The organism is Actinoplanes sp. GCM10030250, assembly GCF_042666575.1.
In the GTDB taxonomy this organism is placed as follows: Bacteria; Actinomycetota; Actinomycetes; order Mycobacteriales; family Micromonosporaceae; genus Actinoplanes.
Genome location: NZ_JBHTDO010000036.1, coordinates 75,409 through 97,019 on the forward strand (window position 1 = coordinate 75,409; position 21,611 = coordinate 97,019).

19 protein-coding genes are annotated in these 21,611 nt (G+C 70.0%); 13 read left to right on the plus strand and 6 right to left on the minus strand.

Translation table 11 applies throughout. From position 1 onward, the window contains the following. The first annotated feature begins 6 nt into the window (after positions 1 to 6). From ACFQV6_RS34865 to ACFQV6_RS34875, 3 genes are read left to right on the plus strand one after another with little or no spacing between them, the layout of a single operon-like run. Positions 7 to 1,248, plus strand: a complete 1,242-nt coding sequence (locus ACFQV6_RS34865; protein WP_378031928.1) for an ABC transporter substrate-binding protein — start codon at positions 7 to 9, stop codon at positions 1,246 to 1,248. Beyond that, positions 1,245 to 2,132, plus strand: a complete 888-nt coding sequence (locus tag ACFQV6_RS34870; protein ID WP_378031929.1) for a carbohydrate ABC transporter permease — start codon at positions 1,245 to 1,247, stop codon at positions 2,130 to 2,132. Before ACFQV6_RS34865 ends, ACFQV6_RS34870 begins: the two co-directional genes overlap by 4 nt. Then, a complete protein-coding gene (locus ACFQV6_RS34875) occupies positions 2,122 to 2,946 on the plus strand; it encodes a carbohydrate ABC transporter permease (RefSeq protein WP_378031930.1) in 825 nt (274 codons plus the stop codon). Before ACFQV6_RS34870 ends, ACFQV6_RS34875 begins: the two co-directional genes overlap by 11 nt. A 44-nt stretch (positions 2,947 to 2,990) precedes the next feature. Here the strand turns inward: ACFQV6_RS34875 and ACFQV6_RS34880 are convergent, their stop codons facing one another. From ACFQV6_RS34880 to ACFQV6_RS34890, 3 genes are all read right to left on the minus strand, one after another. Further along, complete coding sequence (locus ACFQV6_RS34880) at positions 2,991 to 3,356, minus strand: STAS domain-containing protein (RefSeq protein WP_378031931.1); 366 nt, start codon at positions 3,354 to 3,356, stop codon at positions 2,991 to 2,993. 28 nt (positions 3,357 to 3,384) lie between these two features. After that, positions 3,385 to 4,593, minus strand: coding sequence for a PP2C family protein-serine/threonine phosphatase (locus tag ACFQV6_RS34885; protein WP_378031952.1), 1,209 nt, complete (start codon positions 4,591 to 4,593; stop codon positions 3,385 to 3,387). 86 nt (positions 4,594 to 4,679) lie between these two features. Beyond that, a complete protein-coding gene (locus ACFQV6_RS34890; RefSeq protein ID WP_378031932.1) occupies positions 4,680 to 5,378 on the minus strand; it encodes a hypothetical protein in 699 nt (232 codons plus the stop codon). Between the two features lie 79 nt (positions 5,379 to 5,457). On the opposite strand from ACFQV6_RS34890, the gene ACFQV6_RS34895 reads away from it, so the two are divergent. Beyond that, positions 5,458 to 6,753, plus strand: a complete 1,296-nt coding sequence (locus ACFQV6_RS34895; RefSeq protein WP_378031933.1) for an alpha/beta hydrolase — start codon at positions 5,458 to 5,460, stop codon at positions 6,751 to 6,753. A gap of 377 nt (positions 6,754 to 7,130) precedes the next feature. Here the strand turns inward: ACFQV6_RS34895 and ACFQV6_RS34900 are convergent, their stop codons facing one another. Then, positions 7,131 to 7,922, minus strand: a complete 792-nt coding sequence (locus tag ACFQV6_RS34900) for a hypothetical protein (protein ID WP_378031934.1) — start codon at positions 7,920 to 7,922, stop codon at positions 7,131 to 7,133. Beyond that, positions 7,919 to 9,229, minus strand: a complete 1,311-nt coding sequence (locus ACFQV6_RS34905; protein WP_378031935.1) for a hypothetical protein — start codon at positions 9,227 to 9,229, stop codon at positions 7,919 to 7,921. Before ACFQV6_RS34905 ends, ACFQV6_RS34900 begins: the two co-directional genes overlap by 4 nt. A 194-nt stretch (positions 9,230 to 9,423) precedes the next feature. Between ACFQV6_RS34905 and ACFQV6_RS34910 the strand changes: the two genes are divergently transcribed. The 8 genes from ACFQV6_RS34910 (at position 9,424) to ACFQV6_RS34945 (ending at position 16,897) form a co-directional block, all read left to right on the plus strand. Then, positions 9,424 to 10,068 carry a lytic transglycosylase domain-containing protein gene (locus tag ACFQV6_RS34910; protein WP_378031936.1) on the plus strand — a complete coding sequence of 215 codons (645 nt, stop codon included), beginning with the start codon at positions 9,424 to 9,426 and terminating at the stop codon, positions 10,066 to 10,068. A gap of 52 nt (positions 10,069 to 10,120) precedes the next feature. Then, positions 10,121 to 12,475, plus strand: coding sequence for a glycoside hydrolase family 65 protein (locus ACFQV6_RS34915; RefSeq protein WP_378031937.1), 2,355 nt, complete (start codon positions 10,121 to 10,123; stop codon positions 12,473 to 12,475). A gap of 22 nt (positions 12,476 to 12,497) precedes the next feature. Then, positions 12,498 to 12,956 (plus strand): Asp23/Gls24 family envelope stress response protein, encoded by a 459-nt coding sequence (locus ACFQV6_RS34920; RefSeq protein ID WP_378031938.1) that lies wholly within the window; start codon positions 12,498 to 12,500, stop codon positions 12,954 to 12,956. Between the two features lie 314 nt (positions 12,957 to 13,270). Then, on the plus strand, positions 13,271 to 13,699 hold the full coding sequence (locus ACFQV6_RS34925; protein WP_378031939.1) for an XRE family transcriptional regulator: 429 nt from the start codon (positions 13,271 to 13,273) through the stop codon (positions 13,697 to 13,699). Then, on the plus strand, positions 13,700 to 14,308 hold the full coding sequence (locus tag ACFQV6_RS34930; protein WP_378031940.1) for a hypothetical protein: 609 nt from the start codon (positions 13,700 to 13,702) through the stop codon (positions 14,306 to 14,308). Next, the gene (locus tag ACFQV6_RS34935; RefSeq protein WP_378031941.1) at positions 14,305 to 15,615 is read left to right on the plus strand and encodes an MAB_1171c family putative transporter; all 1,311 of its coding nucleotides are present in this window, start codon (positions 14,305 to 14,307) and stop codon (positions 15,613 to 15,615) included. Before ACFQV6_RS34930 ends, ACFQV6_RS34935 begins: the two co-directional genes overlap by 4 nt. Beyond that, positions 15,599 to 16,207 carry a phosphoesterase PA-phosphatase gene (locus tag ACFQV6_RS34940; protein WP_378031942.1) on the plus strand — a complete coding sequence of 203 codons (609 nt, stop codon included), beginning with the start codon at positions 15,599 to 15,601 and terminating at the stop codon, positions 16,205 to 16,207. The genes ACFQV6_RS34935 and ACFQV6_RS34940 overlap by 17 nt, the downstream gene beginning before the upstream one ends. A gap of 363 nt (positions 16,208 to 16,570) precedes the next feature. Next, a complete protein-coding gene (locus ACFQV6_RS34945; protein ID WP_378031943.1) occupies positions 16,571 to 16,897 on the plus strand; it encodes a hypothetical protein in 327 nt (108 codons plus the stop codon). A gap of 124 nt (positions 16,898 to 17,021) precedes the next feature. Here ACFQV6_RS34945 and ACFQV6_RS34950 read toward each other — a convergent pair whose 3' ends face one another. Beyond that, complete coding sequence (locus ACFQV6_RS34950) at positions 17,022 to 18,206, minus strand: S8 family peptidase (RefSeq protein WP_378031944.1); 1,185 nt, start codon at positions 18,204 to 18,206, stop codon at positions 17,022 to 17,024. A 134-nt stretch (positions 18,207 to 18,340) separates the two neighbouring features. On the opposite strand from ACFQV6_RS34950, the gene ACFQV6_RS34955 reads away from it, so the two are divergent. Beyond that, positions 18,341 to 21,439: a DUF4132 domain-containing protein gene (locus ACFQV6_RS34955; protein WP_378031945.1), complete on the plus strand. Its 3,099-nt coding sequence runs from the start codon at positions 18,341 to 18,343 to the stop codon at positions 21,437 to 21,439. Positions 21,440 to 21,611: the final 172 nt, after the last annotated feature.

The window sequence follows — 21,611 nt, forward strand, 5'->3', positions numbered from 1 at the left end:
TTTTTGATGCGACGCTTCCCCTCCGTCATATCCACCGTCGCCCTGCTCGCCGCGCTCACCGCCTGCGGTGGCGGCGAAACCGAGGCCGGCGGGCCGACCACCCTGCGGATGACGACCTGGTCGGCGAACCCGGCCCACGTCGAGCTGTTCAACGCCATCGCCGCCGACTACAAGGCCACCAACCCCGACGTCACGGTCACCTTCGAGGCCCTGCCGCTGGAGAACTACACGACGACGGTCACCACCCAGATCGCCGGCGGCAACCCGCCCGACATCGCCTGGATCCTGGAGGCGGCCGCACCCGACTTCGTGGCCTCCGGCGCGCTCGTCCCGCTCGACGACAGCATCGACGAGGCGGCCGACCTGGCACCGGGCGCCACCGCGCTGTGGAAGCAGGACGGCAAGCTCATGGGCTACCCGTTCTCCACCTCGCCGTTCGGCGTGTTCGTCAACACCGACATGCTCAAGTCTGCCGGGCAGACCATGCCCGCCGGCGACAGGTGGACCTGGGACAGCGCCACCGCTGTCGCCGCCGCGACCGCTGCCAAGAGCGGTAAGCAGGGCCTGGTGATCCGCGACTTCGACTACAAGGACTGGACCAACCTCGCCACCGTCTTCCGCGGCTGGGGCGCCGAGGCGTGGAGCGCCGACGGCAGGACCTGCGGCTTCGACCAGCAGCCGATGATCGACGCGATGACGTTCCTGCACAAGGCGACCTTCACCGGCAAGGCGCTGCCCGCTCCCGGTGTCGCCGCCGACTTCTTCGCCGGTGAGTCCGCGATGACCATCGCCCAGATCTCCCGGGCCTCGCTGCTCAAGGAGGCCAAGTTCGGCTGGACCCTGGTGCCGCTGCCCGCCGGGCCGTCCGGCGAGTACTCGGTGATCGGCCAGGGCGGTCTGGGCGTACTGAAGAAGGGCAAGAACGCCGACGCCGCCCGCGGCTTCGTCAAGTTCTTCACCAGCCCGGCCAACTCCGCCAAGCTCGCCCAGTTCTTCCCGCCGCCGCGTCAGTCCCAGCTCACCGCGGAGACCCTGGCCAAGGCGAACCCGCTGCTCAAGCCGGAACAGCTGCAGGACGTGGTGATCGACGGCATCGCCGACGGCGTGGTCAAGCCCAGCCACACCGGCAGCGCCGAGATCAACCAGGCCGTCCGCTCGGCGCTCGACCCGCTGTGGAAGCCGGGCGCGGACGTGACGGGCGTGCTGCGCGGCGTGTGCACCGCGATCTCCCCACTGCTGGCCAAATGACGTTCCTGACGACGCGGCGGCGTGACCAGATAGCCGGATATCTCTTCATCACCCCGGCCCTGATCGGCGCCATCGCCTTCGTGTTCGTTCCGCTCGTGCTGGTTGTCTGGTACAGCCTGCACGAGTGGAACGTCCTCGCCGACACGTTCGACTTCGTCGGCGCGGAGAACTACCGCAAGCTCGCCGACGACCCGAACGTCCCGGCGGTGCTGCGCGCCACCGGGCTCTTCTCCATCGGGCTCGTCGTGCTCAACCTGACGCTCGCCCTGCTCCTGGCGGTCCTGCTGAACCAGAAGCTGCGCGGCACGACCGTCTTCCGGGTGCTGTTCTTCTCGCCGGTCGTGGTGTCGCTGCTGGCCTGGACCATCGTGTGGGGCTTCCTGCTGCAGGACAACGGCGGCATCAACGGCCTGCTCGCCGCGATCGGCGTCGACGGCCCGAACTGGCTGCGCTCCGGCGGCACCGCGATGGCATCGGTCGTCGTCGTGCAGGTCTTCAAGAACGTCGGCCTCAACATGGTGCTGTTCCTCGCCGCCCTTCAGGGCGTACCGCAGGAGCTCTACGAGGCGGCCCGCACCGACGGCGCCGGCCGGTGGACCGTCTTCCGCCGGATCACCCTGCCGCTGATCAGCCCGACCATCCTGCTCACCTCGATCATCACCGTGGTCGGGTCGCTCCAGGTCTTCGCGCAGATCAGCGTGCTCACCCAGGGCGGTCCGGGCACCTCCACCACGGTGCTCGTCTACTACCTGTACCAGCAGGCGTTCCAGTTCCACGCCTTCGGTTACGGCTCCACCCTGTCCGTCCTGCTGTTCCTCATCGTCCTGGCACTGACCGTGCTCCAGTGGCAGATGCGCAAGAGGTGGGTCTTTCATGAGTCCTAAAACCAAGATTTTCTTGTACGGGCTACTGCTCGTCCTCTGCGTGCCGTTCGTCTTCCCGACCTGGTGGATGATCACCAGCTCGTTCAAGCCGAACGCGGACATCTTCTCCTTCGATTTCGCGCCGCGGAACTGGACGCTCGATCCGTGGCGGCAGGTCTTCGAGATGCAGCCGTTCGCCCAGCAGTACTTCAACAGCGCCTACATCGCCGTCGTCGTCACCCTGGGCACGCTCGTCGTGGCGGCCATGGCCGGTTACGCCTTCGCCCGGATCCGCTTCCCCGGCCAGAACGCGCTCTTCCTGGTCGTGCTCACCGGCCTGCTCATCCCGAGCGAGGTGACGATCGTCCCGCTGTTCCGGATGTTCAACAGCCTCGGCATGGTCGACACGCACTGGCCGCTCATCCTGGTGCCGATGCTCGGGCCGCCCAGCGTGCTGGCGACCTTCATCATGCGGCAGTTCTTCATCACCCTGCCGGTCGAGCTGGAGGAGGCGGCCCGCATGGACGGGCTGGGCCGGCCCGCCATCTTCGGCAGGATCGCGCTGCCGCTGGCCAAACCGGCGCTCGGTGCGGTCGCCATCTTCACGTTCCTGCACAGCTGGAACCTGTATCTGGAGCCGGTCGTCTACATCTCCTCGCAGACGAAGTACACGCTGCCGCAGGCGCTGACCCAGTTCACCGACGCCTATCAGGGGCAGCTGTGGAACGTACAGCTCTCGGCGGCGTCGATGACGGCGATCCCGGTGCTGATCGTCTTCGTGATCGCCCAGCGCCAGTTCATCGAGGGGCTCGCCCACACCGGTCTGAAGGGGTGATCAAGCCTGCTCGGAGGCCTGTCCGGCCTGCTCGGAGGGTGTGATCAAGCCTGCTCGGAGGCTTGTCCGGCCTGCTCGACGGTGGGGAAGACGGCGAGCAGGTGGTCGAGGTTTGTGACGGTCAGCATGGAGCGCAGGTCGGGGGACGCCCCGGCCAGCCGCAGCCAGCCGCCCTGAGCCTGCGTCTGCCGGTGCAGGTCGACGAAGAAACTCAGGCCGCTGGAGTCGCAGAACGTCACAGCTCCCACATCCAGGATCAGCCGGAGATGACCCGCCAGCAGCGCGATGTCGGCGGCGCGGCGCAGTTCGTCACGGCTGTCCCGGTCGATCTCCCCGGCCACGGCGATGACCGTGCCGGCGCCGGGAACGTCCTTGACCGTGACGGTCAGGATGTCGGATGCCATCGCCATGCGCTCCGTTCGAAGTAGGACACACGGATCATGGCACGGTACGCCGCGCGCTTCCCGGAGACCACTCGGCGAGAAGCAGCGTGGCGTCATCCTCGGGCAGGCCGTGCTGGTGCTCGACCACGGCGTGCGACAGCCTGCGCAGGGTCTCCGGTGCGGGCAGGCCGGCGGCGTCGTGGTGCTCGGCCAGCTTGACCAGGCGGTCCAGTCCGAACTGCTCGCCGCCGGCGTCGCGGGCCTCGGTGATGCCGTCGGTGTAGAGCAGCAGCCGATCCCCGGGCTCCAGCTGCTGCTCGCCCATCTCGGTGCGGAGGTCCGCGATGCCCAGCGGCATCCGCCCACCGCCGCCGACCTCGGCGACGGCAGACTTGCCGCGCAGCAGCACCGGCGCCGGATGCCCGGCGTTCACGTAGCGCAACAGGCCGGTCTCCAGGTTCAGCTCGGCCAGGAACCCGGTGACGAAACGGGCGTCTGTGAACTCGGCGAACAGCGCGGCGTCGGCGCTGCGGGCCTGCGCGACCAGGTCACCGCCGTCACGCCGGGCGGCGCGGATCGACGCCAGGGCCACCACTGTCGCCAGGCCGGCGCTGAGGCCGCGGCCCACCCCGTCGAGGATGGCGAACTGTGCCGACATGCCGTCGACGGCGTAGTCGTAGCCGTCACCGCCGACTGCGTAACACGGTTCGAGGACCGCGGTGATGACGAGCTCGTCGCTCGAGGCGGTGAGCGGTTGCAGGACCTGCCACAGCAGTTCCGACGCCACCGACATGGGCTGCGAGCGGCGTACCAGCTCCAGGCTGTCCCCCCGGGGACGGCAGGTGGAGATCAGGTGGCCGACCAGGCCGGCGAGAAGCTCGCAGCGTTCCCGCAGCGCCTCGGCCTGCGGATCCAGCCCCTCGGGCAGGAGAAAATCGAGCACGCCGATCCGGTCGGTCCCGTTGACCACCGGCACCCACCAGTGTGATCGCGCTGCGCGGCCCGAACCGTCCGGGACCGAGCGGACCAGCGCGAATGCCCGCCCGGCGAGCGAATCGTCGATCTGAGCCGGATCCGGCGTCTCCCGGCCGGGCACCGGCAACGGCTGCAGGGCATGCTGCTCGTGGTCGACCAGGTAGATCGTGGTGGTGATGCCCAGCCGCTCCATGGTCGCGGCGACGGTTTCGGCCACCTGGTCCGGTTTCCACAGATGTGACCGGTCCAGGATCCGCCGCATCGCGTCCAGCCAGGCCCGTTCATCCATGTACCCCACATGCCCGAGCCTACGGGTCATCAACCGCCCGCCACGGGACGTCGAGGGTGACAGCGGCGCAGGACCGGAGGAATGGGTCAGGCGAGCAGGGACTCGCGCATCTCCTTGCCCGGGTTCCAGCCGCCGATCGGCTGGGTGCCGGTGGGGTCGAGGACCTGGACGGTCAGGTTGCGGCGCATCCACTCGCGGGCCGGTGCCGGCAGCGGGGGCGGGTTGCCCATCGCGGCGCGGATCTCGCGGGCTGCCGTGATCAGGCGGCTGGCCAGGGTGGCGGCGTCGGCGTCGATGCGGACGCGGGCGAACTCCCAGCCGTCCAGGGTGAGGTCGAGGATCTCGAAGAGGTGGTCCAGCAGCTGGTCCGGATCCGCGGCGCCGACCGCCTGACGGCCCTGCGCGCCGAGCACGTGGGCGGCCGCCGTGACGTGAATGTACGGGTGGAAGCCGCACGGAAGGGCGAACAGCGGCCACCGCAGGTGCCCACCGGCGTTCTGCCACAGCGGGCGGTAGTTCATCCGGTCGGCGGGGCGCCCCAGCGCTGCGGCCTGCGCATATATCTCCGCGTAGGCCGAGTCGGCGAACTCGCGCAGGATCGTCGCCGTCGCTGCCAGCCCGTCGTCGTCGGCGCCGAGCAGGCCGGCGGCCGCGTCGGCCTGAGCCGCGAACGGCGCCTGCACCTGAGGGCCGAACTGCTGCCGCGCCTGGTGGAGCAGCTCCTGCTGCCGGCCCGGGTCCTGCTGACCCTGCCGCTTACCCGGTCCGAATCGCAACCACCGCATGGTCGCCAATGCTAGAGCGTTGTGCCGTGGCCCGCGGACCGGCAGTATTCACACAGTCAGTGCATAAAGAGGAGAATCAATGGGGATCACTCGTCGCACCCTGATTTCGACGGCCGCGCTCGCCGCCACGACCGCCGGACTGGCCACGCCGGCCGAGGCCGGGGGCCGGAAGACCCGGCCGGTCATTTTCATCCACGGCAGCGCCGGCTCCGCGATGCAGTTCCGCACCCAGGCCAAGCGCCTGGCGAGCAACGGTTACCCGATCGACACCATCGAGGCCCACGAGTACGACTCGCCGAACATCGCCACGATCCTGGCCGCGGTCTACGCCGGCCTGGACGACCGGATCACCCGGCTGCTCGCCGCCACCGGCGCCGACCGGGTCGACCTGATCGCGCACTCGCTCGGCACCTTCGTCACCCAGGGCTATCTGACCAGTTCACCCGAGCGTGCCGCCCGGGTCGCCCACTACGTCAACCTCGACGGCCGGCCCGCGGCGGCGCTGCCCGCAGGGGTGCCGACGCTGGCGATCTGGGGCGAGGGCGACCCGGCGCGCGCCGTCACGGGCGCCACGAACGTCTACTTCCCGGACCAGTCGCACACCCAGACGGTGTCGTCGGTGGAGTCGTTCCGGGAGATCTACCGCTTCCTCCAGGGCCGCGAACCCCGCACCGACAGGGTTGTCGCGCAGCGCACCGCGTACATCTCAGGTCGTGCCGTTCTCTTTCCCAGCAACGCTGGGGTGACCGGCGCGAAGCTGGAGGTCTACCCGGTGAGCCCGCGCACCGGCCGCCGTCTGGGGCGCAAGCCCGCCCACATCCGGCCGATCGGCGCGGACGGCACGTTCACCCGGGTGCCCCTGCAACCGCACGCCAGGTACGAGTTCGCCCTGATCCGTGACGGTCAGGCCACCCACCACTTCTACTTCGAGCCGTTCCGCCGCTCGGACTCCTTCGTGCGGCTGCTGACCAGCCGTCCCGGTGAGGGCATCGGCGCCCTGGTCGACACCAGCGACCGGCACACCGCGCTGACCTTCCAGCGGCAGAAGGAGTGGTGGGGCGACCAGGGTGATCACCTTTGGATCAACGGTACGAACATCCTGAACAGCGCGAACGCTCCGCGGGCCAAGCGGGTGATCGGCGTGTTCGCGTTCGACGACGGCAGCGACGGCGTCACCGACCTGACCGCGCCGATCCCGGAGATCTTCGCCGTTACTTTCATGACCGGAATGGACGTCTTCATCCCGGCGGCGCAGCGTCGGCTCGGCACCGTGCCGATCGTCGTCAAGAGCCGGGGCGGCGGCTTCACCCACCTCCCGGTCCCGAACTGGCGATCAAGCACCCACCGCGTCTCGATCGAGATCGACGATCACTAGACGCTCTCTTCGCGAGGGGCGGAGAGCTGCTTCTGAGCGGGTGGCGGGCGGCAGAGACGGCCGCAGGCGGGTGTAGGCGCGCACGCGACGCGGCCGTGCGCGTCCGCACCCGCTTCCCAGCGATAGCCGGCTCGCACACAACCCGACCGTGCGCTTCTACCCACGCCGGGGCGACAACCCGCTCTCCCGCAACCTCACCGTGCGCGCCTGCTGGTGCAGGCACCCGTCAGGGTGGCGGCTCGCCTGCGGGCCGGCCCAGGTCCGGCTGGGGGGTGAGTGCTGTGTCCGAGGCCGTGAGGTAGCACTGGGAGCCAGCCACGTCTGGGCCTAGATCGCCGACCAGCTCCTCGAATCCATCGCCCCGCTACAGCACACGGTCAGGAACCGGTTACGGGCGGGTCCGGTGCTCGCAGTCGCCACCAGCGCTGTTCACCGGGTTCGCCGGGCACCTCCCGGGTCGCCGCCCGGAATGCGTCGTCGATGCGAGCCAGGGCCGAGCCGAACAGGCCGGCTGTCTCCTCCGGCATGCGGCGCGCGTCCTCCGCGAGTTCGTCGCGGGTGCAGAGGTCCTCCTGGTAGTACTCGGCCGGATACCAGCCGTCCGGTGGCCAGCCCGCTGTCATGCGCCGGACCATGGCCTCCCATGCCCCGAGCCGGGCGGCCACCTCCCGGGGCAGATCGGGAAGCCCGCCGGTGATCGGCGTCGGCATGCGATGTTCCCGGATCACCTCCGGCAGAGCCGCGACCCGGACGTCCGGCAGCAGCGCCACCGGTTCCTCGACCGCGTCGATGACGAGCCTCGCCGAGTCCGTGCCGTCCTGCTCATAGACGCGGGCTCTGGTGCGCGAGCCGCCCGGCTCCACCAGCCAGTAGGCGCTCGGCGGATGATCCTGGGCCGAATACAGCACGAGTACGCCCAGGGTGGCCGCCAGGTGGGCCGCCGCCCGGTCGGCGGGCGGCCCTGGCTCGCGCAGGTAGACGTCGAGCGACCAGGAGACGTCGCCGTCAATCGGCGCGATCGTGCACAGCACGTCCGCATCCCAATTCCGCTCCGCGGCGTCCGCGGGACTCACCTCCACCGCGTCCGCCGGAACCGACGCGAGGCCGGCGAGGGCGGCCCTCAGCCGGGAGCCGTCCAGGGCGCCCACCACCAGCAGGTCGTAGGTCATGGCGTGTAGGTCCCGTCGTAGATGGACTTGGCTTTCACGATCGCCTCGGGATTGTTCAGGAACCGGGGATCCCGCTGGAACGCGGCCACCTTCTCCACGTCGCCGTCCGCGCGAGCGATCTCCCTGAGGGCCGCGTACTCGTTACGGTCGAGGCGGGCGATACCTGGACCGGAATCCGGGAAGACCGTGCCGCTCGGCTCGATGCCGTACGAACGCCCATTTATTTCATAGCGTCCAGTCTGCGGGTTCCAGGCGGCATTCCCGGCGGCTATTTCTCTGACGTCGCCGCGGACGGCGTCCTCGTTGCCGCGCAGAATGACACTGTTCTCCGGCCGGACCAGGCCATGCTTGACGCCGGCGAGGGTATGCCGGTTGTTCGGCGGATCGAGGTCCTTCCCGCGAGCGGGCCCCGCGATGTCGTCGCGGCCACGCCAAGGCGGCCCCGGTGGCGGCAGCGCGGAACTGCTCGGTGAGCCGTCCGCGTGACCGCCTGCAACGGAACCCGAGCCCGGGCCGGGCTCCGCCCGATGCAGAGGCTTCGCACGCGCGAGTTGCTCGGCCATCCCGAGGAGTCCGCCCAGCGCCCCCTCGAGTCGGGTGACCCCGGGAAGGAGACGGCGCAGGCTCGCCAGCAGCCCCATGATGAAGTGCTGGATCCTGGTGGCCCAAGCCGCGACGAGAGAAGCTACCTGGCCGGCGACCAGGGGAGTCGCGATGCCGAGGGTGAGGCCCTCGGCGGCAAGCCATTGCGGTAACCGCGCCGCGAGGGTGGCGACGAACTCGGCGATCAGGTCGCGGACAATCTCCCGGACGAGACCGACCAGCAGTCCGGTGCCTTCCACCGCTGAGGAGATACCGGTCGCGGCGGTGGTGAGGCCTTCGAGCACGGCGAGATGCTCGCCGGCGTGGGCGCGGTACGCGTCGGCGGAGGCCCCGAACCAGCCGGCGGCCTCGGCGTGGAGCCGCTCGGCGTACTCCACGCGGGCGGTTCCGATGACGGCGGCGACGTTCTCCCACGTGGCGGCATGCGCGGCGACCTCGTCGCCGTCGCCGGCCAGCCAGTCGAGCGCGTCCTGCAACGGCCGGACGTGTTCCATCAACCAGCCGACGCCCCAGCTGACCAGGCCGCTCAGAGGGTCGAACGCGAGTGACAGGGCCTCCATGGAGACACCGAGCCCGCCGAGTGACGTGTCGACCCACTCGCGGCTGCGGATGCCGTCGGTGATCTGGCGAACGTCCTCCACCAGACCGAGACCGCTGATTCCGGTGGTGGAATCGGCGGCCTCGGCCACCAGCGGATAACTCAAGGAAGGGGCCTTCCCGGCGCAGCGGAGGACTTACCTGCTGCGGGGGTGTACCGGGATCCGAAGCGGACGGTTCACCGGACATCTTGATCAAAGGTACGAGCCGGACCCGGTCGGTGCGGGGCTCGATTGATATTGGCGATCGGTAGCTGCCACAATCCTGCGGCCGCGAACGTTGTAGTGCCGGGGAGGAAAATGTGGCGAAGGTGTGGTGGAGGGCGATCGCGGTGGTCCTGCTGGTAGCGGGTGCCACCGGCGGCGTCTACCTCGGTTCTGAGCGGGAAACCGCTCAGGAGACCGTCGCCGTCGACGAGACGCTGCTGATCAAGGAGCGGCATGCCCGGCAGGTGGCGGCCCGATCGTTTCGGACCGCGGCCGAGGATCAGGCGGCGACCAAGGCGTCCGCCGAGGTGAAGGTTGCCGCCGGGCAGGCGCGCACGCTGGAGAAGAAGCGCAAGGAGAAGAAGGCCGCCGCCGACGTGGAGAAGACCACTGGCTCAGTGCCCTTCGACGGGCCGATTCCGGACTCCTGTGACGAGTTCAAGGGCAACCGTGCGACCGGGTGTGCGCTGATGCTGGCCAAGGGCTTCAAGATCGCCGAGTTCCCGTGCCTGAACAACCTGTGGAACAAGGAGAGCGGCTGGAATCATCTGGCCGAGAACAAGGGCTCCGGGGCGTACGGTATCCCCCAGGCCTTGCCTGGCAAGAAGATGGCCTCGGTGGCCGACGACTGGCGGATCAACGCGGCGACCCAGATCAAGTGGGGCCTCGGCTACATCAAGGGCCGGTACAAGACGCCGTGCGGCGCGTGGCGGAACTTCCAGAACAACGGCAATTACTGAGACTTCACTGAGAGTAAGTTTCGGCTGAGGGTTTCCGGCAAGTCTCTTGGTCGTGATCGACGAGGGAACCCTGCCGACCGAACCGTGGCAGGTCCGGGAGACGCGTGTCGACCCGGACCTGCTCGCACAGACCGAATCCGTCTTCGCGTTGTCGAACGGCTACCTGGGCCTGCGCGGCAACCTTGACGAGGGCGAACCGTACGGGCTGTCCGGCACCTACCTCAACTCGTACTACGAGCAGCGGCCGCTGCCCTACCCGGAGGGCGGCTACGGCTACCCCGAGCAGGGCCAGACGATCGTCAACGTCACCGACGGCAAGCTGATCCGGCTGACCGTCGACGACGAGCAGTTCCACGTCGACAAGGGTGTGCTGCACGCCCACGAGCGGGTGCTGGACCTGCGTGCCGGCGTGCTGCGCCGCGAGGTCGACTGGGAGTCGCCGGCCGGCCGGCGGGTGCGGGTGCGCAGCGAGCGCCTGGTCTCGTTCACGCAGCGGTCGGTGGCCGTGATCAGCTACGAGATCGAGCCGGTCGACGCCGAGGTGCGCATCACCGTGCAGTCCGGGCTGGCCGCGAACGAGGAACAGGTCAAGGTCTCCGACGACCCGCGGGTGGCGGCCGCGCTGGGCAGGCCCCTGGAGGCGGTCGAGCAGGACCGTGAACAGCACGGTGCGGTGCTGCTGCACCGCACGAAGGGCAGCGGCCTTCTGATGGCGGCCGGCATGGACCATCTGGTCGAGGCGCCGGGCGACTTCGAGGAGGAGACCGACGTCCGCGAGGACTGGGCACGCACGACGGTGGTCACCGTGGTGCCGCCCGGCGGGCGCCTGCGGATCATCAAATTCCTGGGGTACGGGTGGAGCACCTCCCGCTCCACCGAAGCTCTGCGCGACGAGGTCGCCGCCGCGCTCACCGGGGCCCGCTACACCGGGTGGGACGGCCTGGTGGCCGAGCAGCGCGCCTACCTCGACGACTTCTGGGACGCCGCCGACGTCGAGATCGAGGGTGACCCGTCCCTGCAGCAGGCGGTCCGGTTCGGACTGTTCCACGTGCTGCAGGCCGGCGCCCGTACCGAACGGCGCGCCATCGCCGGCAAGGGCCTGACCGGTCCCGGCTACGACGGCCACGCCTTCTGGGACACCGAGGGTTACGTGCTGCCGCTGCTCATGTACACCTGCCCGCAGGCCGCCGCCGACGCGCTGCGCTGGCGTCACTCGATCCTCGGGCACTCCCGCGACCGGGCCCGCACCCTCGGCCTCGAGGGAGCGACGTTCCCCTGGCGCACCATCGGCGGCGAGGAGTGCTCCGCCTACTGGCCGGCCGGTACCGCCGCGCTGCACCTGAACGCCGTGATCGCCCGCGCCGTCGACAGGTACCGCCGGATCACCGGTGACACCTCGCTCGAGGAGGAGTGCGGCCTGGAGATCCTGGTGGAGACCGCCCGGATGTGGGTCTCGCACGGTCACCACGACGCCGACGGCGCCTGGCACATCGACGGCGTCACCGGCCCGGACGAGTACAGCGCCGTCGCCGACGACAACGTCTTCACCAACCTGATGGCCGCCCGGAACCTGCGCGCCGCCGCCGACGCCTGCACCCGCCGCCCGGACGTGGCGAAGCGGCTCGGCGTGCGCCCGGACGAGCCCGACACCTGGCGGGCCTGCGCGCACAGCGTGCACATCCCGTACGACGAGCGGCTCGGCGTGCACCCGCAGTCCGAGGGTTTCACCCGGTACGCGCCGTGGCACTTCCCGGCGACCCGCTCGGACGACACGCTGATGACGCAGGCCACGTACTTCCAGCTCTACCGCAGGCAGGTCGTCAAGCAGGCCGATCTGGTGCTCGCCATGCACTGGTGCGCCGAGGACTTCACCGCCGAGCAGAAGGCGCGCAACGTCGACTACTACGAGCGGATCACGGTACGGGACTCGTCGCTGTCCGCCTGCACCCAGGCGGTGCTCTGCGCCGAGGTCGGCCACCTCGAACTGGCACACGACTACGCGTGGGAGGCGGCCATGGTCGACCTGCGCGACGTGCACGGCAACACCCGCGACGGGCTGCACATCGCGTCGCTGGCGGGTGCCTGGTCGGCGATCGTCGAGGGTTTCGGCGGCCTGCGCGAACGCGACGACGTGCTGGCCCTGGCGCCACGGCTGCCGTCCGGGATCACCGGGCTGCGGTTCCGGGTGCGGCACAGCGGGGTGCGGCTGCTGGTCGAGGCCGACCACGACACGGTACGGGTCAGCCTGCGCGACGGCCACGCCGCGAAACTGCCGATCGTGCTCTACGACGAGCAGGTCGAGGTCACCGCGGACGAGCCGGTGGAGCGTCCCGTCGTACGCCTGGAACCGATCCTGCCGCCACCGGTGCAACCACCCGGATATGCACCCGCCCCGGACCGTAAATGATCGCCTCAGTAGGCTCCCGGACATGAGCGACGAGGCCGAGTTCCACCCCGACCGGACACAGGAGATCTTTGTTTCCGCGGTGGTACCGGCCCACCCTCCGCAGCACGGTGGTGCCGAGGTCGTGGAGGTCGCCGCCTACCGCGGCGCCACCAAGTTCGAGCGCGAGGTGATCGAGAAGGTGGCCGCCGCGGCTGCCCGGTCGGTGCCGGGTGTCGCCGAGCTCGGCGGCGACGTGGCCCGCTTCTTCAACGCGGTGCTCGACCGGGTCGGCCTGGACAAGGTGGGCGACGCCACCCGCGGTGTGTCGGCCGAGGTCGACGGCCTTGACGTCGCCGTCACCGTGGTGCTCGTGATCGCCGCAGGCGAGGTGGAGTCCGAGGTGACCGCCGAGGTCCGGACCCGGGTGATCGAGGCGGTCGAACGGTACGGCCTGCACGTCAGCAACGTCGACGTGAAGGTCGACGACATCCTGCTGCACTGAGCCTGTCGCAGCACTGAGTCGTTTCCCTCCCACCGGGGAGGCGGCGCATGATCTGCCGAAGGCATGGCGCCGCGGGGCAGCGCCGTCCCTCGTCCCCGTGATGAGACCGACACGCCGAACCTCCCCGGTGGACACCGGGAACACACATCAATGTCAACTGATGAAATCAGGTACGCTGCGTGCGCGTCCCATTGGTTGACAGCGATGATGAGCATACGCATGATCGCTTGATCCGTGTCAACCGATCGGGCCTTCGGTTGACATTAGGAGAGGCGACGTTGAGCAGTGCACCCGGCGATCGTCCACTCACGAGCATGCGGGACAGGCTGAACTACCTGTTCGAGACCGTGCGGCCGGCCGGAAAACCCCGCTACTCGGTCCGCGAGGTGGCCGAGGCGATCAAGCGGGACCAGAACTTCGACATCTCCGCGGCCTACATCAACTACATCTGCACCGGCGAGCGGGAGAACCCCGGCGTCCAGCAGGTCCGGGCCCTGGCGTGCTTCTTCGGCGTGCCGGTGGCGTTCCTGCTCGGCGAGGGCGACCTCGGCCAGGTCAGCCGGGAACTCGACCGGCTCCGGGCCGCCGTCGTCCTCAAGGAGAAGCTTCAAGCCGCCGACGACGCCATGAACGACCCCGGCGTCCGGGTGGTCGCCCTCAAGGCCCGGGGCCTGTCGCCGTCACACCTCAAGCTCGTGTCGGCGATGCTCGACCAGGTCCGCGAGATCGAGGGTCTGGACTAGGTGCGCGCCCGCGACATCCGCCGCTACGAGCAGATCCTGCGCCGGCTCGACATCACGATCCCGGTGCCGTTCGACGCGCGCACGTTCGGCGAGCACATCGCCGAGAAACGCGGCCGGCCCATGCACATCCTGCCGATGGACACCAGCGACGCCGTGGCGCCGTGCGGGCTGTGGCTGTCCACCGACAGGGCCGACTACATCGTCGTCGACGAGCGGGCCCCGGCCGTGCTGCGCGAGCACATCCTGCTGCACGAGCTGGCACACATGCTCTGCGACCACACCGGCCGCCTCCAACTGGACGCCGCCGACCTGTCGTTCGACTTCCTCGACCCGGCGATGGTGGAGCGGGTGCTCGGGCGTACCAGCCGCTATCCCGACGGCCAGGAGCGCGAGGCCGAGGGGGTGGCCAGCGTGATCAGCCGGTTCGCCGCCCGCCGGTCACCGGTGCCGCGCCCGCGCGACGAGGAGGACACCCGTACGGCAGCCCTCGACCGGGTCAGCTCCGCGCTGGCCGCCGACCGGAGCTGGAAGATGACCGACGCGCCGGCGGCCGATCCTTCTGATCCTGCTGCCGGCGATGCTTCTGCCGCCGATTGGAGTGGGCAGTGACCGATCACAGTCCGCTCGTCGCCGCGCTGATCGCCTTCCTCGCCCTGGTGCCGAAGAGCGTGCAGCTGCTGCGCGACCCGGGCAACCCGGCTCTGCGCGCCACCTGCGGGGTCCTGGCCAGCCTCGGTGTCGCCGAAGTCGTGTCCTGGGGACCCGTCTACCACGCCATCGGACAGCTCAGCGGCGTCCCGAACCTCGCCCGATATCTGATGCATCTGTGTGCGCTGGTCGCTGCTGCCGCCGTACAGTCGCTCTTTCTGCATCTGAGCGATCCCCGGACGGCCCGCCGGCGCGCCGCCCACCGCTGGCTGCTCCTCGCCCTGATCGCGGCGATCATGGCCGCCACCTTCCTGGCCGCCGGCTTCTCCGTCGAGGACGCGGAGAACTTCGCCGATCGCTACGCCGCGGCGCCCTGGATGCGCGAGTACATGCTCAGCTTCCTCGCCTACCTCGCGCTCGCGATGATCGATATCATGCGGATGTCGATCCGCTACTCGCGGCAGCTGCCGGCCTCCGCACTGCGCACCGGTCTGCGCGTGCTCACCGCCGGCGCGATGGTCGGCCTGATCTACGTGCTGCACAAGGCGAGCTTCATCCTCGTCGTCTCGCTCGGCGGAACGATGCCCTGGCCGGAAGGGCCCGCCTCCAAGGTGCTGATCGTCCTGGGCATCGTCCTGGTCAGCGCCGGGCTGGTCATTCCGTCGACCGCCAAGGCCGCGACCGCGCTGCGACAATGGCCCGGCCAGTACCGCCTCTACCGCGCCATGCATCCGCTCTGGCGAGCCCTCTACGAGATCGACAGCACCGCGAACCTCAACCCGCCACACCGCCGCCCGCCACTGTCCACACTGGGCGTCGAGACCTACCGCCGGGTCATCGAGATCCTCGACGGGCTGCGCCGGCACGACGGATACCTCGACCCGGAAGCGGGCGAACGAGCCGCCGGCGCGGCCTCCGCCGCCGGACGATCACCAGCGGAGGCGCGAGCCGCGGGAGACGCCGCCAGCATCGCTGCCATGGTCAACTACCTTTCTCGTACGCCGGAAGCGTCCCGCCGCCCGCCACGTCCCGGCGGCGGGCTCGCCCTGATGGAGGAGACCGACCTGGACGTCAGCGTGCGGCATCTGGCTGCTGTGTCGCGGATGTTCCCGGCTGCGCTCGCGGCTGATCTCTCACGCGAGTCCGGGCTCTCACTCGAGGCTGCGCACTCACGCGAGTCCGGGCTCGGGCTCGGGCTTGAGGCCGGGCACGGGCTCGATGGTGGGCACGGGCTCGATGGTGGGAGGGTTGATGACGACGCTCGCTGAACGCCGGCCCGCGGATCGGGCGGCCCGGGTGCTCACCGAGATCCTGTCGCCGGCGGTGCTGGTGGCCGCTGTGCTGATCGCTGTCGCGTGGCATGCCGCGGACTCGCCGCTCACCGCTCTGATCTGGGGCGTGATCGCGGCGGCGGCGGCCAGTTTCCTGCCGATCGCGTACATCCTGCACGGCGTACGCCGCGGCGCCTGGACCGATCGGCACGTGGGTGTACGGTCCCAGCGGACCCTGCCACTGCTGGTCTGCCTGGGTTCGACGGCCTCCGGGACCCTCGCCCTGTACGCGGCCGGGGCACCCCGCGACCTGCTCGCCCTGATCGCCTGCATGGCCGCCGCACTGGTGGTGGCCATCCCGATCACGCTGGTGCTGCGGTGGAAGATCTCCATTCACAGCCTGGTGGCGGCCGGTACGGCGGTGACGTTCGCTGTGGTTTTCGGGTGGGTGCTGGTGTGTACGTGGCCGTTTGCCGCGGCGGTGGGGTGGTCGCGGGTGCGGCTGGGGGATCACACCGCTGGGCAGGTTGTTGCGGGGGCGGTGGTGGGGGCGCTGGCGACCGGGGTGCTGTTCCCGCTGTTGCGCTGAGCTTCCGGCGTGTCTTTTTTCCAGCTTTGCTGGGCTTTCCCGCTTCGCTGAGTTTTTCTCGCATCACAGTGCGGATCATGGCTGGACGTGGCGGTCGTCGTCCGATAACGTTCTGTCAACGCCGTTGCGAGTTCTTCCCCCGTGGAATTCGCAGCGGCGCCTTTATGTGCGTGTTTCGCCTGGGGTGAGTGCGTGGTGATGGTTCCCGCGGGTTCCGGCTTCCTCGGCGGGGTGCCCCGGGAAGACCTGGAATGATCACCGGCCGCGGCTCGCCGGGATTAGGCGGGGCGCTGATGGGAAATGTCCACAGTGCAGTACCTACCGGAATCGGTCATCCGCCATCGGTCATCGGGAGAAGCGACAGTGAACTGGCTGGAATTCTCGTTGCTGCACACGACCGAACCCTGTGCCGTGGAGGTGCGGGCAGCCACCGGCTCCGCACCCGTCCAGGTCGGACCGTGCGTAGTCACCGACAGCACAGTCTTCTGCCCCCCGGACACGGTCGCCCCACCGGGATCCCGCATCACGCTGCCGACCGGCGACACCGTACGCGTCCTCAACGCCCACTTCCTCGACTCCTGTGGCACCCGCCTCCCCGAACACTGGCAACTCGACGTAACCCGCCGAGGCCGCGCCAACAGCCGCCGCCCCACCCCCGTTTCCACCGCCACCTCCTCCGCCACCCACTGACCGCCCCGCTGCCAGCCGCGCCCCTGCGTGCGCGCCTTACCACCATCGGTTTCCGCGATCACGGAAGTCCGGGGCATGGTGGCGACAACATCGCCGAACGCCCCGGACCTGCCGGGTGGTGGTGTCAGAAGTTGGCGGTGTGGAGCAGGCGGTTGGGTGAGCCGGAACCAGGACTCGTCACGACACCGGTGGTGGCGTTGCTGACGATCGCGGCATGGACCTGCGCGGGTGTGTCCTCGGGATGGTTCGCCAGGTAGAGGGCGGCCCCGCCGGCCACATGCGGTGCGGCCATCGACGTGCCGCTGATGGTGTTGGTGGCGGTGTCGTTCGTGGACCAGGTGGAGGTGATGTTGATTCCGGGTGCGAAGACGTCGACGCAGGTGCCGCGGTTGGCCCAGGACGGTTTCGCGTCGGTGTTGTTGGTGGCGGAGACGGTGATGGCGGTCGGGACGCGGGCCGGCGACTGGGTGCAGGCGTCGAGCGCGAACAGGCCGAGGAAGCCGTTGCCGGCGGCGATCGCGTAGCTGACGCCGGACGCGATCGACGCGCGGACCGCGTTGTCGAGGGCCGTGTCGGCGCTGCCGCCGAGGCTCATGTTCGCCACGGCGGGCCTCACCGCGTTGGCCGTCACCCAGTCGATGCCGGCGGCGACCTGGGCGGTGGTGCCGCTGCCCTCACAGTCGAGCACGCGTACGGCCACCAGCTGCACGCCCTTCGCCACACCGTAGGCGGTGCCGCCGACCGTGCCGGCGACGTGCGTACCGTGGCCGTTGCAGTCGTCTGCGGTGCCACCGTCGACCGCGTCGTATCCGCTTGCCGCGCGCCCGCCGAAGTCCTGGTGTGAGGTGCGGATGCCGGTGTCGACGATGTAGGCGTGCACGTTCGACGCCGTCGTGTTGTAGGTGTATGCCGCGTTCAGCGGACGATTGCGCTGGTCGATGCGGTCCAGGCCGTAGGACGGCGGGTTCGCCTGCGTGTCGGAGATCCGGTGGATCACGTTGGGCTGCACGAACGCGACGTCCGGGTCGGCCGCCAGCTGACGCGCCTTGCGCGCCGTCATGCTCGTTGCGAAACCGTTGAAGACCTTGGTGTACGAGTGAAGCACGGCCGCCTCGTGCCGGCCGGCCACGGTTCGCGGGGCTTTGCCGGACTTCAGCACCACGACGTAGCTGTCGGGCACCACCTCGGCTCCGGGTACCGCCAGCACGGCGGCTTCCGCGGGTGTCGCCTGTGCACCGGTCGACAGTCCGAAGACCGCGAGCGCGGCGGTCACCGCAGCCGCGGCCCCTCGGCGAATGGTTGTCCTCACCTGAACCTCCCCACGCTGGGTGGTCACACAACAACGTGGGGTGACGCTAGCAGGCTGATCGACGACTGTGAATGGTCTTAATTGTCGTACCGATGGTCTAGCGTTCCGGGCGCCCATCGATCAAGGGAGATGCCGTGGGGAAGTTCGTGCTGCCGGACGAGGACGCCTGGGTGCTGCCGCCGGCCTGGCGCCAGGGTCTGCATCACCGCCGTGGTGGTCAGGTCGTGCCGGACCCGATTCCCACCGGCGCGGACGTCCGGCTGCGAGATCGGCTGAGCTCCGAAAGCGTCGTGAAGACCAGGCGCCGCATGTCGGAGCGCACCGTGATCTTCGACGAGGCGCTTGTCGCCGCGGGGCATCGCTACCTGGACGGCTGGGAGTCGGACACCGATCCCGATCCGCGCGGGGCCGCCGTCGCCGCCATGCTCACCAGCAGCCGGCACGGCGGGACCGCGCGGGAGCTGGTCGATCTGTGGGTGTCCCGGTCCGGCATCGAGTTCACCACCCGGGTCGCCGTGGAACTGATCGGGCTGATCACCACGGGTGCTCTCTGGGCTGTCGATCCGGTCCCGGTGAAAAACTATGAACGAATGTGGCGCGGCAACGACCTGGAGGGCTTCTACTGGTTGGCGGCTGTCGTGCGGTCCCGCCTGGCGGTGGCCTCCGATGCCGACTACGAGCGGGCCACCGAGATCCTCGAGCGGTGCCGGACCACACCGGTCGGCCGGATCGCGACGTCCTACCTGATCCCGACCCGCCTCGACTGGGTCGACGCGGATGTCGCCATGGCCGCGGAGTGGGCGGCCGACGAAACCGGCGGCGAGCGCTTCGGCTGGGGCGATCACCGCCACCTCGTCTGTGTCCTGCTGCTTGCCGCCAGCCGGGTCAGCCACCTCGAACAGCTTCGTGGCACCTTCAGGCTGTCCCTGTTCGGGCTGGAGACCGCGGGGATCGTGGGCACGTTCATGGAGGGTGTCGGGCCGGATGCCGCACCGTTCGTCGCCGATCCCTTCTACCGCGATCTGCTGTGGCTGCACCTCGGGAAGCCGTCCCGTCGCGATCGGCTGAACGCGGAGACTGTCCGGTTGCTCGCGGCGGTCCCGACGGACGAGGCCTTCCGGACGCTGTTGCGGGAAACCGTCGAGGCGCGCCGCAACCGGGCCGGTCTCCTGCTCAAGTCCGGGGCACTTACCCGTTTCCCGGTCCGGGCCCTGCGGATCCTCAGCGAGCGGGAGCCGGTCCACCCGTTGTATACGGATCTGCTCGGTGGGCTGGTGCTCGGCGAGCCGCGGCTCCTTCCGGCGGCCGCGCCGTCGCTGCCGGCGCCGGTCCTGGCCCGGGCGGAAGAGATCGTGGCGACCGGCGGTGCCGGGATCGGATCGACCTGGGTGCGGCTGCTGCGGCGCCGCGGGCCGCAGGGCCAGGAGCTCGACACGGCGGATGACGAGAAGCGGGCGATCGCTGCGCTGGCCGCGGTGCCCACCGAGGAAGCACTCGGTCTGGTGGTGGACCACATCGACGTGAAGTATTTCCGGCCGGCGTTCCTGACCGCCGCCAAGCGTGACCCCCGGCTGGCGTTGCGGGTGCTGGAAGCGAAAGCGGAGGGGTCCGAGGTCGCTCCGGAGCTGCTCCGGGACCATCTGCTCACGTATCCGGAGGTGGCCTCGCACGGTGTGGCCTCGCACGGTGCGGTCCCGGACGGTGTGGTGCCGGACGGTGTGGTGCCGGACGGTGTGGTGCCGGACGGTGTGGTGTCGGACGGTGTGGTCTCGCACGGTGTGGCTTCGGCGGGTGTTACTCCGGAGGTGCTTGCGGTGCCGCCGCGCCGGGCGAACGGCCGGGCGATCCGAGTGCCCGACCTGCCGGAGTGGCTGGTGGTGCCGCGGCTGCCCGCGGTCGTCCTTCGCGACAGTGGGGAGGTGCTGTCGGGGGAAGCGGCACGGGCGCTGTGCGGGCTGCTCGCCGTCTCGAAGATCGCTGAGGCCGCCCCCGGTATCGCCGACGTGCGCGCGCTGTGCGAGCCGGAACATCTCGCCGCCTTCGCGTGGGAGATCTTCGAGCAGTGGCAGGCCGCCCAGTACCCGGCGAAGAGCAACCTGGCGATGGTGGCGCTGGCCCTGTTCGGGGACGACTCGACAGTGCCCGGCCTGGTGGCCCTCTTCCCGTCGTGGGCGTCGAGCAGCATGCGCGTGCGTACCGGGATGGACGTTCTCGCAGCGATCGGCACCGACCTCGCCCTCACCCACCTGAACCGGTTGTCCCGCAAGGCGCGGACAGCGGGCTTCCGCCGGTTCGCCGAGGAGCGTCTCCGGGCCGTGGCCACCGCCCGGAGCCTGCGGCCCGAGGAACTCGCCGACCGGATCGTGCCGGACCTCGGCCTCGGCGACGACGGCCGGACCACCCTCGACTACGGCCCCCGCCGGTTCACCGTCAGCCTCGACGAGCAGCTTCAGCCGCTGCTCACCGACCAGGCCGGCAAAGCGTTCTCCCGGCTGCCCCGGCCGGCCGCCGCCGACGACCGGCCACTCGCGGCGGCCTCCTACCAGCGCTTCGCCGAGCTGAAGAAGGACCTGAAGACGCTCGGCGCCGAGCGGACCCGCGCCCTGGAGGAAGCCATGGTCATGGCGCGCCGCTGGGCAGCGCCGGACTTCCAGCGGTTCCTCGTGCGGCACCCGCTGATGTGGCAGCTCACCCGCCGGCTGCTGTGGGCCACCTTCGACGAGCGGGGTGCGGTGATCGCGACCTTCCGGGCCGCCGAGGACCGCACCTTCGCCGACGTCGACGACAAGACCTGGATCCTCGACGGGGAGGCGACTGTCGGCCTGGCCCACCCGTGGCACTTCGCGGCCGAGCGGTCAGCCTGGGCGGAGCTCTTCGCCGACTACGCCATCATCCAGCCGTTCCCCCAGGTGGGCCGCGAGCTGTTCACCGCCGCCGACGCCGACCCGGCGTCCTGGGCCGGTGCGCCCGTCGAGGGCCGCAAGCTGTTCACGCTCACCGCGCTCGGCTGGGACTTCAGCAGCGGCCACGGCGCGCTCTTCCGCTACTGGCCCGGCAGCCGGACCGCCGAGATCGGGTTCGGCCCCGGCTACCACTGGCAGGACCCGGACGCGCCCCAGCACCTTACCGGCGTCCGGGTCCTGAACGGCGGCGGACAACCGGCCGCCTTCACCGACCTGGGCCCGATCGCCGTCTCGGAGGTGATCCGCGACGTGCGCTACCTGACGACCTGACGCTTCGGCAACCGGCAACCGGCAACCGGCAACCGGCAACCGGCAACCGGCACCCGGCACCCGGCACCCGGCACCCGGCACCCGGCAACCGGCAACCGGCACCCGGCAACCGGCAGCCCGCGCAGCGCACGCTTCCGCACGGTGTGGCGCTGCACCTCCGCACGGTGTGGCG